Annotated in this window: 14 protein-coding genes; 1 reads left to right on the top strand and 13 read right to left on the bottom strand. The window is 53.9% G+C overall.

The genetic code is table 11. The annotated features are described in order from the left end of the window. Positions 1-56: 56 nt before the first annotated feature. Positions 57-2,696 (bottom strand): transglycosylase domain-containing protein, encoded by a 2,640-nt coding sequence (locus KNP71_RS02185; RefSeq protein WP_021067232.1) that lies wholly within the window; start codon positions 2,694-2,696, stop codon positions 57-59. A 21-nt stretch (positions 2,697-2,717) separates the two neighbouring features. Next, positions 2,718-3,314, bottom strand: a complete 597-nt coding sequence (gene recU, locus KNP71_RS02180; RefSeq protein WP_029595649.1) for a Holliday junction resolvase RecU — start codon at positions 3,312-3,314, stop codon at positions 2,718-2,720. Between the two features lie 353 nt (positions 3,315-3,667). Here recU and KNP71_RS02175 point away from each other — a divergent pair, with 353 nt between their 5' ends. Next, entirely contained in the window at positions 3,668-4,519 is an 852-nt protein-coding gene (locus KNP71_RS02175; protein ID WP_021067230.1) for a DUF3800 domain-containing protein, read from the top strand. A 37-nt stretch (positions 4,520-4,556) separates the two neighbouring features. On the opposite strand, the gene KNP71_RS02170 is transcribed toward KNP71_RS02175, so the two are convergent. From KNP71_RS02170 to panB, 11 genes are all read right to left on the bottom strand, one after another. Further along, complete coding sequence (locus KNP71_RS02170; RefSeq protein ID WP_029595651.1) at positions 4,557-5,783, bottom strand: MFS transporter; 1,227 nt, start codon at positions 5,781-5,783, stop codon at positions 4,557-4,559. A 105-nt stretch (positions 5,784-5,888) separates the two neighbouring features. Beyond that, positions 5,889-6,551 (bottom strand): endonuclease III, encoded by a 663-nt coding sequence (nth, locus tag KNP71_RS02165; RefSeq protein ID WP_021067228.1) that lies wholly within the window; start codon positions 6,549-6,551, stop codon positions 5,889-5,891. Further along, positions 6,551-7,138: a DnaD domain-containing protein gene (locus KNP71_RS02160; protein ID WP_021067227.1), complete on the bottom strand. Its 588-nt coding sequence runs from the start codon at positions 7,136-7,138 to the stop codon at positions 6,551-6,553. The genes nth and KNP71_RS02160 overlap by 1 nt, the downstream gene beginning before the upstream one ends. 59 nt (positions 7,139-7,197) lie before the next feature. Then, entirely contained in the window at positions 7,198-8,499 is a 1,302-nt protein-coding gene (gene asnS / locus KNP71_RS02155) for an asparagine--tRNA ligase (RefSeq protein ID WP_021067226.1), read from the bottom strand. A gap of 20 nt (positions 8,500-8,519) precedes the next feature. After that, the gene (locus KNP71_RS02150; protein WP_021067225.1) at positions 8,520-9,707 is read right to left on the bottom strand and encodes a pyridoxal phosphate-dependent aminotransferase; all 1,188 of its coding nucleotides are present in this window, start codon (positions 9,705-9,707) and stop codon (positions 8,520-8,522) included. Between the two features lie 21 nt (positions 9,708-9,728). Then, positions 9,729-10,172 carry a hypothetical protein gene (locus tag KNP71_RS02145; RefSeq protein ID WP_236355676.1) on the bottom strand — a complete coding sequence of 148 codons (444 nt, stop codon included), beginning with the start codon at positions 10,170-10,172 and terminating at the stop codon, positions 9,729-9,731. 29 nt (positions 10,173-10,201) lie between these two features. Then, positions 10,202-10,387, bottom strand: coding sequence for a YpmA family protein (locus KNP71_RS02140; RefSeq protein ID WP_021067223.1), 186 nt, complete (start codon positions 10,385-10,387; stop codon positions 10,202-10,204). Between the two features lie 66 nt (positions 10,388-10,453). Further along, on the bottom strand, positions 10,454-13,264 hold the full coding sequence (gene dinG, locus KNP71_RS02135; protein WP_021067222.1) for an ATP-dependent DNA helicase DinG: 2,811 nt from the start codon (positions 13,262-13,264) through the stop codon (positions 10,454-10,456). Between the two features lie 107 nt (positions 13,265-13,371). After that, positions 13,372-13,755, bottom strand: coding sequence for an aspartate 1-decarboxylase (panD, locus tag KNP71_RS02130; RefSeq protein ID WP_021067221.1), 384 nt, complete (start codon positions 13,753-13,755; stop codon positions 13,372-13,374). A 5-nt stretch (positions 13,756-13,760) separates the two neighbouring features. Continuing rightward, positions 13,761-14,591 carry a pantoate--beta-alanine ligase gene (gene panC, locus KNP71_RS02125; RefSeq protein WP_029595654.1) on the bottom strand — a complete coding sequence of 277 codons (831 nt, stop codon included), beginning with the start codon at positions 14,589-14,591 and terminating at the stop codon, positions 13,761-13,763. After that, positions 14,588-15,424, bottom strand: a complete 837-nt coding sequence (gene panB / locus KNP71_RS02120) for a 3-methyl-2-oxobutanoate hydroxymethyltransferase (RefSeq protein ID WP_021067219.1) — start codon at positions 15,422-15,424, stop codon at positions 14,588-14,590. The genes panC and panB overlap by 4 nt, the downstream gene beginning before the upstream one ends. Between the last annotated feature and the right edge of the window lie 126 nt (positions 15,425-15,550).

Genomic DNA, 15,550 nt, shown 5'->3' with positions numbered 1-15,550 from the left:
GCAAACGAAACAGAAAAACAGGGCGCTGATGTCGCCCTGTTTGCTGTGAGTCGGTTTTAGTCACGACCACCGTTGCCATTCCCGTTGCCGTTACCCTGGCTATTCGAGTCTGTCGATTGACGGCTGACGTCTCCATTCGTATCCGCTTCCCCATCAGTCTCATCGGCTGGTGGTTCTTCTTCGGTCGGTGGTTCCGTATTCTCGTCTTCGGTGTTCGTGTCGTTGCCGTTATTCTCATTGTTTTCGCTGTTTTCATTATTCTCGTTATTGCCGTTGTTCTCAGTATTTTCGCCATCGGTCGGTTCGCCTTCCTCTTCAGGCGGCGTCTCTTCCGTGGCTGGTTCTTCTTCCTCTTCGGCCGGAGGCTCTTCGCCTCGTTCGACCGTGTAAGACGTTTGAAGTGGGCTCGATTGTTGATCACCGACGAGCGCATTCGTCGCGTTGGCGACAATCGTGAACGTCGTCTGCCCTTCCGCCAGACCGGCGATGGCGATGCTCGTGTCTTCGGTCGTCCCGACGACACGTTCGCTACCGTCCGGACGTGTCTCCGTCACGGTGAAAGAAAGACCTTGATAGCCAGCGGCTTGTACTCCTTGTGTGTCATACGACCACGAGAGTGTGCCTGTCTCACCTGGCACATCATAGTCAATCGATGCGCCGGTCGGAGCGGCCAGTTTATCCGGCTGTAAATCTTTCGGTTTCGTCCCTTTGACGTACAACTCATTGCCGAGCGAGAGCACCGATTCCGGTTGCTGGAAGCGGTCCGGTTGTCCCGTCGCGTTCGTCACTTCTTGCATCATATACTCGAAATAGTATTGGGCGTAGTTCGGCTTCATCACAGATACAGGTGTGGCGCTGGAACGACCCGTCCATACCGAGATTGAGTAGTCGGTCGTATATCCGGTGAACCATTTATCCTTCTCGTCGCCCTCTTCATCGGTCGTTGTTCCGGTCTTCCCGGCAACATCCCACGGGAACGCACCAGGCTCATACGTGCCGTTCGAACCGCTGACGACGTCACGGAGCATGTCCGTTAACATATACGCTGTATAGTCTTCCATCGCCTGCTTCGCCTTGATTGGCGAATTGATCGTCGATCCGTCGTTGAACTCGATTTTTTGAATCAAGTGCGGCTTCGTGTACATCCCGTTCGTCCCGAGCGCAGCGTAAGCAGCCGCCATTTGCGTCGTGCTTGCTTCCGCCGTCCCGAGTGCGTTCGACGCGTTCATCTCGTCGCCTGACATCGACGGTTCGATGCCGACGTTCTCGACGAACGATTGAATCGCGTCTTGGCCGAACTCGTCGCGTACTTCATAAAAGGCACGGACGGCCGGGGTGTTACCGGAAATCGTCAAGTAATAGCGCATCGTATTCGCGCCGCGGAAACCTTCGTAATAGTTTAGTGGCTTATAGTTATCGTCCTCGTCAAACGCTTTATCAATCAACACTTTCCCCGTCGACCATTGCGCATTCTCGATGCCTGGACCGTAATCGAAGAACGGCTTCGCCGTGGAACCGATTTGACGTTTCTCACGCGAATAGTCGCGATAGTTCTTATCGCCTTGTTTCGCTTGTTCGCTGTCAATGACGGCGACGATTTCACCCGTCTTCGTATTCAGCACGGTCGCACCCATACGAAGATCTTCTGGGAACTGATCTGCAGGAAGATTGACGTTATTGTTTTTGATGTCGCTGTTGAACTTCGTATGCAACTCTTTATTGATTGACGTGTATACTTTCAAGCCCGTCCCGTAAATATCGGCCTGCTCGAGACCGTAGTCTTCTTCGAGCTCGGCCTGGACGCGGGCGTAAATCGAACGTGTATACGACTCTTCTTCCGATTGGGCACCCGGCGAGATGATATCCGCAATCTCGACGTCGAGCGCCTCATTGTATTGTTCTTCCGTGATGTGACCGTCACGCTTCATCGAAGAGAGCACTTGCTCTTGACGGTAACGCGTGAGCTCTTGGTCACCACTGATTGGGTCATAGGCGCTCGGACGTTGCGGGAGACCGGCCAAGATGGCCGCCTCTTGATAGTTCACTTCCGAGACCGGCTTATTGAAGTATGTCTTCGAAGCCGCTTGGACACCCCATGCCCCTGAACCATAATAGTTCTTGTTCAAGTACATCTCTAAAATCTGTTCTTTCGTGTATTCGCGCTCAAGTTTGATGGCGAGCCACTGCTCTTGCAGTTTCCGTTTCAACTTTTTATCCGTTGATAAGAACGACTGCTTGACGAGCTGTTGCGTGATCGTCGAACCGCCTTCGGCCCCGAAGCCGTCGGTCACGTTCGCGAGCACGGCGCCGCCGATGCGACGCAAGTCGACCCCGTTATGTTCATAGAAACGACGGTCCTCGATTGAGATGACCGCTTGTTGCATCACTTCCGAGATATCGTCAATCGAGACGTACTCGCGAATCTGTCCGTTCTCTTCGAGCGGTTCACCTTCAGCCGATAGCAGCTGAATCGGGTACGTATCGACCAATTTCTCTTCATCGAGCGGTGGTGCTGTCGCGATCGCATACGCGGTGTATGCGCCGCCGGCGATGACGCCGATGATGAATAAAATCCCTAAAATCGTTATTATGCGTCGAAACTTCGACTTCTTCGCTTTTGGTTTCGGCTTTTTGGCCGCTGGTTTACGTTTATTGGTCGTCGTGTCTTGTCGACGTGCCATCCGACTTCGTTCCATTCACGCTTCACTCCTTCTATTTCAATCGAGCCATGCTTCAATCGCCGTCAAATAATCGATGGCCGGCATCGCCCGGGTTGGAACTTCAATTGCTTCTTGCTCGATATAGGAGAGCGGAATCGACTTGCGTCCTGATTCGCGCTGTTCCCACCAGACTAATAATTGCTCCGTTGATAACACATATTGCGTATTATAGCGGCTAAACCGAATGATGACAAAACAAATCCCTCCATGCCGCTCACACTCGCGCATGTGGTGGATTTGGTGGTCGTGGAAGTTTCCGAGCGGAAACGACGTTTTATTGTTCGTCTCTTTTGCCTCGAAATCGATATACTTGCCGCGATACACCCCATTATAATCGGTCGTCGATGCTTGCTTGAAATACGCTTCGGTTACTTTCGCCGCGCTCCGTTTCGGATAATCGACTTTCACGATTTGCAGCGGCGTCGGTTTCTTATGGATGACCGCCCGACTGTGGAGCCGATAAAACTCGTTCGTGTCGTTCAGCAGCGTCTCGAGGTTCATGCCTCGGTTCGCATACGTCTGCGGATTCGATCGGGCCGGCCCAGCCGAAGGTTGCGGCTTTTTTCCGTTTGGATAATGGAACAATGTCGTCACCCCTAATATCTAGTTTAACAGGTTCGCCCAGCCGTTCCTTCCGTCTGAAGTCTGATTGTCGAGTTCTGTCGCTCGACTCCTGTGTGGATTTTCCGCAATCCATATCGTACCAAACTCCCGTATGTTAAACTAGTATGTAGTGCATTGTGTAGTCAAATTGACACGACCTTGTTACGGAGAAGCTATTTATTTTTCTGAAATAAGTCTTCTACTTATTAGCCATAATCAGGGCGGATTAAACGCAGATTGACGGAAGTTTCTAAAAAGTGTGCAATAAATAGTGTAACCCAAGGTTGATAAACAATTAGCAGGCCCGCTTTTATAAGCAGTAGAGCCATGGTTGGAGGAGTAAGATGGAAACACAAAAGAAGTATGTCATGTTCGTCGATGAGACGGGAACGCCAAAGGGGAACACGCAATTCAATCTGACCGGCGTATTGATGGAATATAAATATGCAATTGATGCCGACGAGGCCGGCATGCCTTGCGAATTGAAACGTCGGTTACACGCCTTCAAACGCGACGTGTTCAAGACAGAAAATATCCCGCTCCATTTAAAAGAGATTTTAAAAGCCGAGCATCCGTACGGGAAAGAAGACGGCATCACGATCGATATGCTTCGTGATTTCTGGAACAAGTTGCCTGATTTCTTGCGCGATATCGACTGTACGATCGTCAGCGTCGAGGTCGATAAACAAAAGCTCCATGACTTCTACTCGACACCGAAAGACCCGTACGTCGTCGCATTCGCTCACTTGATGAAGTCGTTCTATGCGTTTTTGGAAGAGACGGAAGCCGTCAGCGCCCGCGTCGTCTTGGAGTCACGGGATGACTATCAGAACTTGCTCATCCAAAAAGCGTTCTTCGATATCTTCAATTCGGGGACGGTCCATCTCGACGTCGAGAAGAGCCGTCAAAAAATCAAAGGCTTCATCTTTTCAGAGAAGCAGAACACGGTGTATCAGTCGGGTCTCGAAATCGCTGACCTCGTCTGCCTCCCGCTCTCGCGCGTGCGTCGCGGCGTCATCGAAGTAAAACCACGGTTCGTCCATTATGGGGATGAGAACCGCATCTTCAAAGCCATCAAGGACAAGATTTACATTCGTAAAGAAAGTCCTGACCAAGATTTCCGCAACTGGGGATTCAAAAAAGTACCGATTACGAAAAAGCGCCGCGAATGGAGCGACCATCCGTGGAATCACTAAAAACTGCCTTGCCGATCATCATTCGGCAAGGCAGTTTTTATGTTCGGCGCAAGCCCGGGAGCGTCTCCCGCAAACGAATGAGCGCGTTGAGCCCGGCCAAAAACGGGATCACGGCCACCAATCCGATTGCCCAGCCGATGGACAAGACATCGGTCAACAGCCCGGCGAATATAGCCCCGAACGCATAGCCACTGTCGCGCCAAAAACGATAGACGCCCATCGCCGAGGCGCGCCACGAAGGTTCGGCGACGTCACTGATTGAGGCTTGGAGCGTCGGATAGACCATCGCCGTCCCGATGCCAAGCATGACCGCTGCGAACACCCATTGCCAATAGTCGGTCATGACGAGAATCGCCCATAGCGAGCCGGCCTGAACCCACATCCCTGCGACAATCAACCCTTTTCGTCCGATGCGGTCGCTCCACACACCGGTGAACAGTTGAAAGAAGCCCCATGCCGCGGGGTAGAGCGCCACGATCAGCCCGATCTCCGCGAGACTCAGCCCTTGGGCGGCAAAATAAATCGGGAACAAGCCCCATGCCATGCCGTCCTTCAAATTGGTCGACAGACCGGCTACCGTCAGGCTCGAGAGCGAACGATTTCTCCATGTCGTCGCCAGGAATACCTGTTTCGGCGAACGTGTCTTGTCAGGTTGACCTATAGACTGAAGCTGTAATTGTTTCGTCGTATCGCGGACGAACAACGATAACGTGAGACCGATCAAGGCGACGACTACACCGATGTAGAACGGTTCCGGCCGACTGCCGTATGTGACGGCAACCATCCCGGACACCGCCGCCATCACGGCGACGCCAATATAACCCGCGAACTCATTCAGTCCGACCGCCAGTCCCCGCTCCGTCGGTTTGGCCAAATCAATTTTCATATTGACCGTCATCGACCACGTCAGCCCTTGGTTGACCCCAAGCAAGACATTCGCCACGATAATCACCCACCATGCCGATGCTGATATGACGAGCACGGGAACGAGGAGCCCGATTGCCCAACCGAAGATGAGCACTTTTTTGCGACCGTATCGGTCGGCGATGGCTCCTGCGAAGTAATTGACGACCGCCTTCGAGAATCCGAAACTGATGATAAACGAGAGTGCCGCACTCGTCGAGATGAGAGCAAAATCCTCTTCTCCGATAATAGGCAAGATTGTCCGCTCAAGCCCTACCATCGATCCGACAAAGAAGTTTGTCACGACGAGCAGTATAAAATTGAATCGATTTTCTCGGACGCCGATACGTGGTTGATTCATATACATCCTCCTTGCCAACTGGTTGCTGGATTGAGTATATCAAAAAATACCCCCGTGCGTATAAAAAGCGTCTTCCCGATTTCGTGATCAGGAAGACGCTTCCGTTCATTGTCCGGTCGCTTGCTTGGACTTCATTCGTTTCTTCCCTTCGCGGCACATATCGAGCAGCGGACATGTCTCGCAAGCAGGACGTTGCGCTTTGCAGTGATAGCGGCCGAAGAAGATGAACTGGTGATGGAGCTGTGACCATTCTTCGCGCGGGAACTTCTTCATGAGCGTGTCCTCGACTTGACGGACGTTATCTTTCCAACGACAGATGCCGAGACGTTTCGAGACGCGCTCGACGTGCGTGTCGACGGCGAATGCCGGTTCGTGAAACGCGACGGACAAGACGACGTTCGCCGTCTTCCGTCCGACGCCAGGCAACGCCTCGAGAGATTCGCGATCCGACGGGACGATCCCGTCGTGACGTTCCACGATTTGCATCGAGAGCGCCTTCACGTTTTTCGCCTTGTTCCGATAGAGACCGATGCGCTTGATTAACGCCTCGATGTCGGCGACGTCAGCCGCAGCCATCGATTCGACGGTCGGATAGGTCTCGAACAGACCAGGCGTCACTTTGTTGACGAGTGCATCGGTCGCCTGCGCCGATAACGCCACGGCCACGACAAGCTCGAACGGATTACGGTGCGTCAACTCACAGTGGGCGTCCGGAAACATGCGACGCATCGTGTCAGACACTTCGGTCAATTGGGCTCTCGTCAACATCACTTTTTCCTCCGTTGATAATCGACGAGGTCCTCGAGTGACTCGACGTTATGGTCTTGCCACACTCTGAGAATCTTGTCCATATATTTAAAGTTGCGTACGTTGCGAAGCTTTGCTTCCCGAAGCGCGGCCATAATCAGCTCTTCACTGAAGCCGTCCTCGGTCAACCAACCGACAATCTGTTCGATCTCGAACGGGGTAATCGTCCCGAACTCGCGCTCAAACGTATGAATGATGTTCTCATTTAACGAATGAGCCGACTTTTCAGGTGTCGCCCCTTCTTCGAGTGCAAGGAACAACGGGAGCAGACTGTATCGTTCAACCTCGGTCGACGCATCGATGGCGATCAACTCTTTTTGGAGCAAGCCGAGCAAGACGGAACGAGCCTCGCTCTCGGCCACATTCATCCGGTCTCCGAGTTCGCTCGGAAGCGGCATCTCAATGCCTTCCCCCGTCATCTCAAGCAAGTGGATGACGAGATTGAACTCGACCGGACTCAAGTTGAGGCGACGCGCCTCCGTGAACAATTTTCTCGGAACGACGACTGGATTTTGTTCGAACAGCTTGATTAGATTATGTGCATCCATGTCGCACATCCTTTCTAGACAAATCAATCGGGGAAGACGAAGTCATCCCCGATTGGCGATTATGGGTGAATGCGGTTCAAAAGGCGTGGGAACGGAATCGCTTCGCGGATATGCTCGATCCCGCTAATCCAGGCGACCGTACGCTCAAGGCCAAGACCGAAGCCAGAGTGCGGGACCGATCCGTATTTGCGGAGTTCGAGGTACCAGTCGTACGCGTCCGTCTCATCGAGACCTTCTTTGATGATTTCTTCTTTCAACCGGTCGTAATCGTCTTCACGTTGCGAACCGCCGATAATCTCGCCGTAGCCTTCCGGTGCGATCAAGTCGGCACAGAGGACGAGTTCCGGGTTTTCCGGATCGACTTTCATATAGAACGGCTTGATGTCTTTCGGCCAATGTGTGATGAACACCGGGAGGTCATGCGCGTTGGCGATGGCTGTCTCGTGCGGGGCACCGAAATCGTCGCCGTACTCGATGTCGTCGAAGCCTTCGTCTTTCAAGAACTTGATCGCATCGGTGTAACGGACACGCGGGAACGGTGCTTGGACTTTCTCAAGTTTCGACAAGTCGCGTCCGAGCAGTTCCAATTCATTGCGGCAGTTCTCGAGCGCCGATTTGGCGATATACGAGACATAACGCTCTTGGAGCTCGAGGCTCATGTCGTGGTCGAAGAATGCCATCTCCGGCTCGATCATCCAGAACTCGATCAAGTGGCGGCGCGTCTTCGATTTCTCGGCCCGGAACGTCGGTCCGAACGAGAATACTTTGCCAAGTGCCATCGCGGCAGCTTCCATGTATAGCTGGCCCGTTTGTGACAAGTAGGCCGGTTGTCCGAAGTAATCTGTCTCGAACAACTCAGTCGTGCCTTCCGGTGCACTCGACGTGATGATTGGTGGATCGATTTTCACGAAACCTTCTTGGTTGTAGAACTCATACGTCGCCCGAATCAATTCGTTACGAACTTTCATGATCGCGTGCTGGCGACGCGAACGGAGCCAAAGGTGACGATTGTCCATCAAGAACTCGGTGCCGTGCTCTTTCGGTGTGATCGGATAGTCGACCGATTCCGCTATCACTTCCATCGCCGTCACTTCGAGCTCGAAGCCGAGCGGCGTGCGTCCGCCGTCCGATTTGACCGTACCCGTGACCCAGACCGAAGTTTCTTGCGTCACGCCTTTAGCGAGCGCGAACAACTCTTCGGCTACATCGGCTTTGACGACGACGGCTTGAGCGAAACCGCTCCCGTCACGAAGTTGAAGGAAAGCGATCTTTCCACTCGAACGTTTGTTGGCGATCCAGGCTCCGACGCGGACCGTCTGGCCTTCGTAATCTTTAAATTGGCTGATTGAAATAGTTGTCATATCCATATCCATCCTTTCGCTTATCGAGCGTTACGTGTAATGAAGTCTTCTACTCGATCGAGCGCTTCTAATACCCGTTTCAATTCTGTTGCATAAGACAAGCGGACGTAGTCGTCCTGTCCGAAACCTGAGCCTGGGACGAGGGCAACGAACGCTTCGCCGAGCACAGCCTCACACCATGCGTCGACCGAGTCGTACCCGCTCATCGATGCCGCCTCTTTGGCGTTGGCATATAAGTAAAATGCGCCTTGCGGCTTCAAGCATGTGATGCCTGGGATGGCAATCAAACGCTCATAAACGATCTCGAGTCGTTCCGCGAATGAGACACGCATCATCTCGACGTCGTCTTGTGGCCCGTTATACGCTTCGACCGCCGCCGCTTGGGCGATTGACGTCGGGTTCGATGTCGAGTGCGATGCGAGGTTCGTCATCGCCTCGATAATCGTCTTATCGCCGACCGCATAACCGATGCGCCATCCGGTCATCGCGTGTGACTTCGAGACGCCGTTGATGATGATCGTCCGCTCCAACATCCCTGGAAGCGTCGCGATCGAGACGAACTCCGCATCGCCGTAGACGAGTTTCTCATAAATCTCGTCACTGACGACGAGCAAGTCGTGTCGTTTGATGACGTCCGCGAGTGCCGACAGCTCGGCCTCGGTATAAATCATACCGGTCGGGTTCGACGGACTGTTCAAGATGACCGCTTTCGTCCGATCCGTGATGGCCGCCTCGAGCAACTCTGGCGTCAATTTGAACATCGTCGACTCGTTCGTATCGACGTAGACCGGGACACCGTCCGCGAGCTTCACTTGCTCCGGATAGCTGACCCAGTACGGTACCGGGATGATGACCTCGTCGCCTTCATCTAAAATCGCTTGGAACAATGTATAGAGGGCATGCTTCGCACCTGAGGCGACCATGACCTCCGCACGCGTGAACGTCAAGTTGCTGTCGCGCTTCGTCTTCTCGATGATCGCGTCTTTCAATTCGACCGTCCCGCCTGATGGCGTATACTTCGTGTCACCATCGCGCGCGGCCTGACAGGCTGCCTCGATGATACGTTCCGGCGTATTGAAATCCGGTTCCCCGGCGCCGAGGCCGATGACGTCTTGTCCCGAAGCCTTTAACGCTTTCGCTTTCGCTGTGATGGCGAGTGTCGTTGAAGGTGTCAACTGCTTTACACGTTGTGCCAATAGATGTTCCACAAAAACTCCCCCTTGGTTTCGTTACGAGTCCGTCAATTGGACCCGTCGAATAAATTCGCCCGCTTGGAGCGTATAATACGAATACGTATACGATGCGCCCGATTTCGTCACGACCTCAATCAAGGCCCGTTCGTCAAACCCGTATTTACAGCTGACGAGTGACCCGCCCGTTTCTGTGACCGATTCGGCACAGACTTGATCGAGGTCGACCGACGCGATGTCACGCGTCACAATCGGCAACTTGTCATCGACTGGCACGAACTGGACTTGATCCGTCTCCTCGAAGACGACGTACGGTTCCGTCCCGTTATACAGCTCGGCCCGTTCGATGTTGACGGACGGTTGCTCGGTCTCGAGACGCTCGCGTGCCGCCTCGATCATCTTGTCTTTCGTGCGCTCGGTATGACCGACCGTGAACCAATAGATGCCACTAAATACGATGACGACACCGATGAGTGCCGTCATGAACGCAACCACTACTTTGGTCTTCCGTGTCATTCCGTCCGATAGATGGTGAACACCATCTCTTCTTTCTTCGGATCATTCACTTTTTTCTCTAAAGCAAGACCGAACATTAAATCTTGGCCCTTCAACGTGCGGTTCAACAAGTCGACAATTTTGTATACATCTGCCGTCGGCTCGATTCGAACCGTCGCCAACGTCTCGATATTCGAATTCATGATTACTCCTCCTTCAAAAAACACTATACCCATTATTATAAAACGATAATATCACGATGCCTAGCGTTATCTCTGATTTCCTAGGCCGGTCTTTTCTTTCTCGTCTAAAAACAGCTCCAGTTCGGCGAGTGCGGTCTCGAGCGGACCGTCGATTCGGTCGACGGCCGGCAAACTGTTAATGAACTGCTTCCCATACCGGGTCGTCTCGACACGACGGTCGAAGACGAAGATGGCGCCGTAATCCTCTTTCGAGCGAATCAGACGGCCGACCCCTTGTTTAAAGCGGATGACCGCTTGCGGGAGTGACAGCTCGAAGAATGACGATTTGCCTGTCGCCTCGATTTTCTCGGACCGCGCCTGCATGACCGGTTGGTCGGGCGGGGCGAACGGGAGTCGGACGATAATGAGGCAAGTGAGTGCCTCGCCCGGAATGTCGACGCCTTCCCAGAAGCTGGCCGTCCCGAACAAAATCGATTGGTCGATGCGCTTGAATTGTTTCGTCAAACGGCTACGTGATCCGCCGCTGACGCCTTGGGCGAGGAGCGTATAGCCCTCATCAAGCTGGTCTTTGACGGCCTCATGCGTCAAGCGCAACAATTCGTTCGATGTGAACAAGACGAGCATCCGTCCTTTCGTCACATTGGCGATTTGGGCAATCGAGCCTGCAATCTGTTCGACGAACCGCGGCAACGGAACCTCGTTGATGAGCGGGATGTCGGACGGCACAAACAGTTTCGCTTGTTTCTTGAAATCAAACGGTGACGCCAGGACGACGCGACGGACATCTTCGCCGTCGAGTCCAAGACGGCGTTCGATGAATCCGAATCGGCCCGAAACGGTCATCGTCGCCGACGTCAAGACGGTCGGACGCTTGGCGAACAGTCGTTCATGCAAGAGCGGACCGATCTCGACCGGTTGCGTATACACCGAAGTCAACTTACGGTTGGCCAGGTTGAGTTCGACCCAACTGACAGCATCGTCATCCCGCGTGAGCATCGTCTCGTAGAGCACGCTCTCGATATCGCGCACGTCCCCGATGAACGCCTTCAAATCCCCGAGCACGGCCCGTTGTTTGAACGTCATATGTTCTTTATGCTCATCGAGAAGCCGATGCAGTTGCCGGAGCGTCGTCCGGAGTGTCCGCAGACGGTCTTCGAGTCGCTTCGCCACTTCCCGAATCGGACGGAACGGCTCCCCTTCCCGCTCGAAGCGGACGGTTTGACGTTGCTCCCGCTTTTTACCGAGCGACTGGAGCGCCGTGAGCAAATCGTTCAGTTCATCGTCGACGCGCGCGAGCGCTTGATCGGTCGCCTTGCTGAACGCCTCGGCTTCTTCCGCGACGGCCGTCAAATCAGCGAGTCCGAGCACGCGTGAATGGAACTTGCCATCGGCGCCGTAACCGAACCACTTGAACAAGCGGTCGAACTGAATCGCGTCGAACGTCACACCGAAGTGATGCGACGCGACTTCCTCGACTTGATGGGCCTCATCTAAGATGAGCGGCGTATCGGTCGGAAGAATCCCGGCCTGATGCTGCAAATCAGAGAACAATAAGGCGTGGTTCGTCACGATGATATCGGCCTCTTTCGAGCGCAAGACGGCCCGGGTGAAGAAGTCCCGGCTATACCACGGGTCGAAACGCCCGAAGTCCGAGGCCGCGTCGGCTTGGATGAGCCGTTTGAACGAGGCCGGCCCTTGTGACGCCGCACCCGGTAGCGACAACTCTTCCAAGTCGCCTGTCACGGTCTCGGTCAACCAGACGAGTACCATCGCCTTGCACATCGCCGGGAGCAAGCCTTCGTTCGCCTCCTCGAGAATCATCTCGAACTTGCGGAGGTCGATGTAATTGCGTCTCCCTTTCAACAACGTGAATTCGACTTCAGGGAAAATCGCTTTTAAAATCGGCAAATCTCTAGTCAACAGCTGTTCCTGCAATTGAATCGTATGTGTGCTGACGACGACCGGTCGTTTCGTCTCGAGCGCGTGATGTGCGCTCGGAATCAAATACGCCAACGTTTTTCCGGTCCCTGTTCCTGCCTCGATTAACAGTGTCGCTTCGTCATCGAGCGCTTTATAGACGTGGCGCATCATCTCGAATTGACTTTGACGCGGTTCGAATTGCCCGAACAATGCCGGGAGCGTCTCTTCAATCGTCCGGTGAAGGAACGGCTCGAACGGCTCGCGTTCGACGGCGGGTTCGAACGTGTCGACGAGACGTCTCAGTGCGATTTTCCGATGAATATCGTACGTCGTCTCGTCGTCGGCCCGGATTCCGACTTGAATGATCAACTCATCGAGCAGCGGCTCGACGTTGCTCGTCCACGACTCGGACAACCGCCGCAATTGTTTCAGCGTGACGAGCGGTAACGCGCGCAACCGCTCGACCAAGCGAACGAACAGTTCAGCCGTTGCCTCGGCGTCGCTGAGCGCGCGGTGCGCGTCGGTGTGGACGAGGTTGAACGTCTCGGCGAGCGACTCGAGCGCGTGGCTCTCGAGCGTCGGGTATAGAATCCGCGCCAGTTCGACCGTGTCGATGGCCCGGCCCTGGAACGGGATATACCCGGCCAACTCTAAGCTTTCATTCAAAAAATTCAAATCAAACGATACGTTATGGGCGACAAAAATCCGCCCGTCTAGCATCTTCCATATATCTGGGATCACTTCCTCAAACGTCGGGGCTTCCGCCACGTCTTGATTCGTGATCGTCGTCAACTGCGTGATAAAAGGCGGGATCGGGCGACTCGGACGAATCAAGGTACTGTAGCGCTCAATCACTTCACTCCCTTGAACGACCACCGCCGCAAATTCAATCAATTCGTCGCCGGACTTGACGGAATGACCAGTCGTCTCCAAATCCACTATCACATAGGTGTCCATAACATCCATCCCATCTTCGGCACGCTCGTGCTTTCTGTCTGTCTCATCTTACCATAGAACGATACACGAAAAAACGGGGATGCCTCTCGCGGACATCCCCGTTCGTCTTATAAAATCGTATGGGCGATTTCTTCGTATAGAAGTTGATCGATCTCGTTTCGCTCGTTCAAGACGGCGACTTTCGGACGATGTTGTTTCGCTTCCTCGGCCGTCATTTGACCGTACGCCATGATAATGACGACGTCCCCGACTTGGAAGTGACGGGCCGCAGCCCCGTTCAAACAGACGACACCTGAACCTCGTTCGCCCTTGATGACGTACGTCTCGATGCGAGCCCCGTTATGGTTGTTCGTGATGTGGACATGCTCGTTTTCCATGATCCCGACCGCATCCATTAAATCTTCATCGATCGTGATCGAGCCGACGTAATGTAAGTTCGCCTCGGTGACGGTCGCCTTGTGTAGTTTTGCGTGCATAAATGTTCGAATCATTGGATTCATCCTCTCTTCCAAATCACATTATCAATCAAGCGGGCCCGTTCGAACTGCACCGCTACAGCAATCAATAGTTCGGTTGACGCGGAGGTCACCTCGGTCAACGTCGGATAGTCTTTGATTTCGACATAGTCGATCGTGCTGTTCGGAATGTTCTTCAAGCGGTCCTCGAGCCGTTCCATCACGTCTCGAATCGCCTCACCTTGCGCAAGGGCGTCTCGCGCCTCGATCAAGGCACGGTTGATGTCACTCGCATCCACCTTCTCTGACTCCGATAAATAGACGTTACGGGACGATTTCGCAAGGCCCGACGGTTCACGGATAATCGCACAGCGGCGAATCTCGACCGGGACGAAATAGTCGCGGACGTAGCCTTCGATTAGAGCGACCTGTTGCGCATCCTTCAACCCGAAGTAAGCGTGGGTCGGACGGACGAGATTGAACAGTTTCGAAACGACGGTCAAGACGCCATCGAAATGACCGGGACGACTGGCCCCGCATAAGACGTCAGCGCCGGTGCGCACCGTCACACGTGCCATGTCGAGCGGATACATCGTCTCCGTGTTCGGGTAGAACAAGACGTCGACACCCGCCTCGCGGGCGAGTGCCTCGTCCCGCTCGAAATCACGTGGATAGCGGTCGAGGTCCTCGTTCGGTCCGAACTGGGTCGGGTTGACGAAGATGCTCATGACGACGAGGTCGTTTTCTGACTTGGCCGCTTCGACGAGACTGAGGTGCCCTTCATGCAAATAACCCATCGTCGGGACGAAACCGATCGTCCCGACACCTGTCAATGCTTCTTGTAACGAACGTGGGGTCGTGACGATGTTCATGCCTTGCCCCCGTAGAGCGTGTCGAGCAATGACTCATCCATCGTGAACGTGTGCCGTTCGAGCGGGAACGAGCCGTCTTTCGTCGCATCGACGTAATTGCGGATTGCCGTCGTCGCCACTTCATTCACGTCGGCATATGCCTCGACGAACTTCGGAAGGCGGTCGACGCCATATTTCAAGATATCGTGATAGACGAGTACTTGGCCATCCACATCGGCACCCGCACCGATTCCGATGACCGGGATGCTGAGCGCCTCGGCAATCTTTTTGGCCAATTGATGTGGCACGCATTCGAGGACGAGCATCTTCGCGCCGACCCGCTCCGCCTCGAGGCTATCGGCAATCAACTGTTCTGCGTCTTCGAGCGATTTGCCTTGTACTTTATAACCTTCGAGCACACCGACCGATTGCGGAGTGAGGCCAAGGTGGGCGACACACGGCATACCGACTTTCGTCAGACGCTCGATCGTTTCAAGCACCTCGCCAGCCCCTTCAAGTTTAATCGCATCGGCTTGTCCGTCTTGGAACAACGTCGCGGCCGCTTGGAGCGTGCGGTCGAAATCACCGTGGTATGTCGCGAACGGCATATCGACGACGACGAACGTGTCACGGGCCCCGCGGCGAACCGCTTTCGCGTGATGGACCATGTCCGAGATTGTCACAGGAATCGTCGAATCGTAACCGAGCACGACCATCCCGAGCGAGTCCCCGACTAAAATGATATCGACGCCTGCAGCCTCGGCCAGTTTTGCGGACGGGTAATCGTAGGCGGTCAACATGACCAATTTCTCTTCTTGCTTCATCTTCTTCAATAACGAAGTCATCGTATGCATATAGTTCTCCTCCTAATGTGGAGACAGGTTAGAAAAAACGCCTTCCTACACGAATGGTAAGAAGGCGCACGAAAACAATCTCAAGTAGATGAGTGTCCTTCTGTCCCTGTCAAAATGATCAAGGCA

It is taken from the genome of Exiguobacterium sp. s56 (assembly GCF_018618255.1).
Lineage (GTDB): Bacteria > Bacillota > Bacilli > Exiguobacteriales > Exiguobacteriaceae > Exiguobacterium > Exiguobacterium chiriqhucha.
The sequence above is the reverse complement of the archived record's forward strand: the minus strand, read 5'-3'. Positions and strand labels throughout refer to the sequence as shown.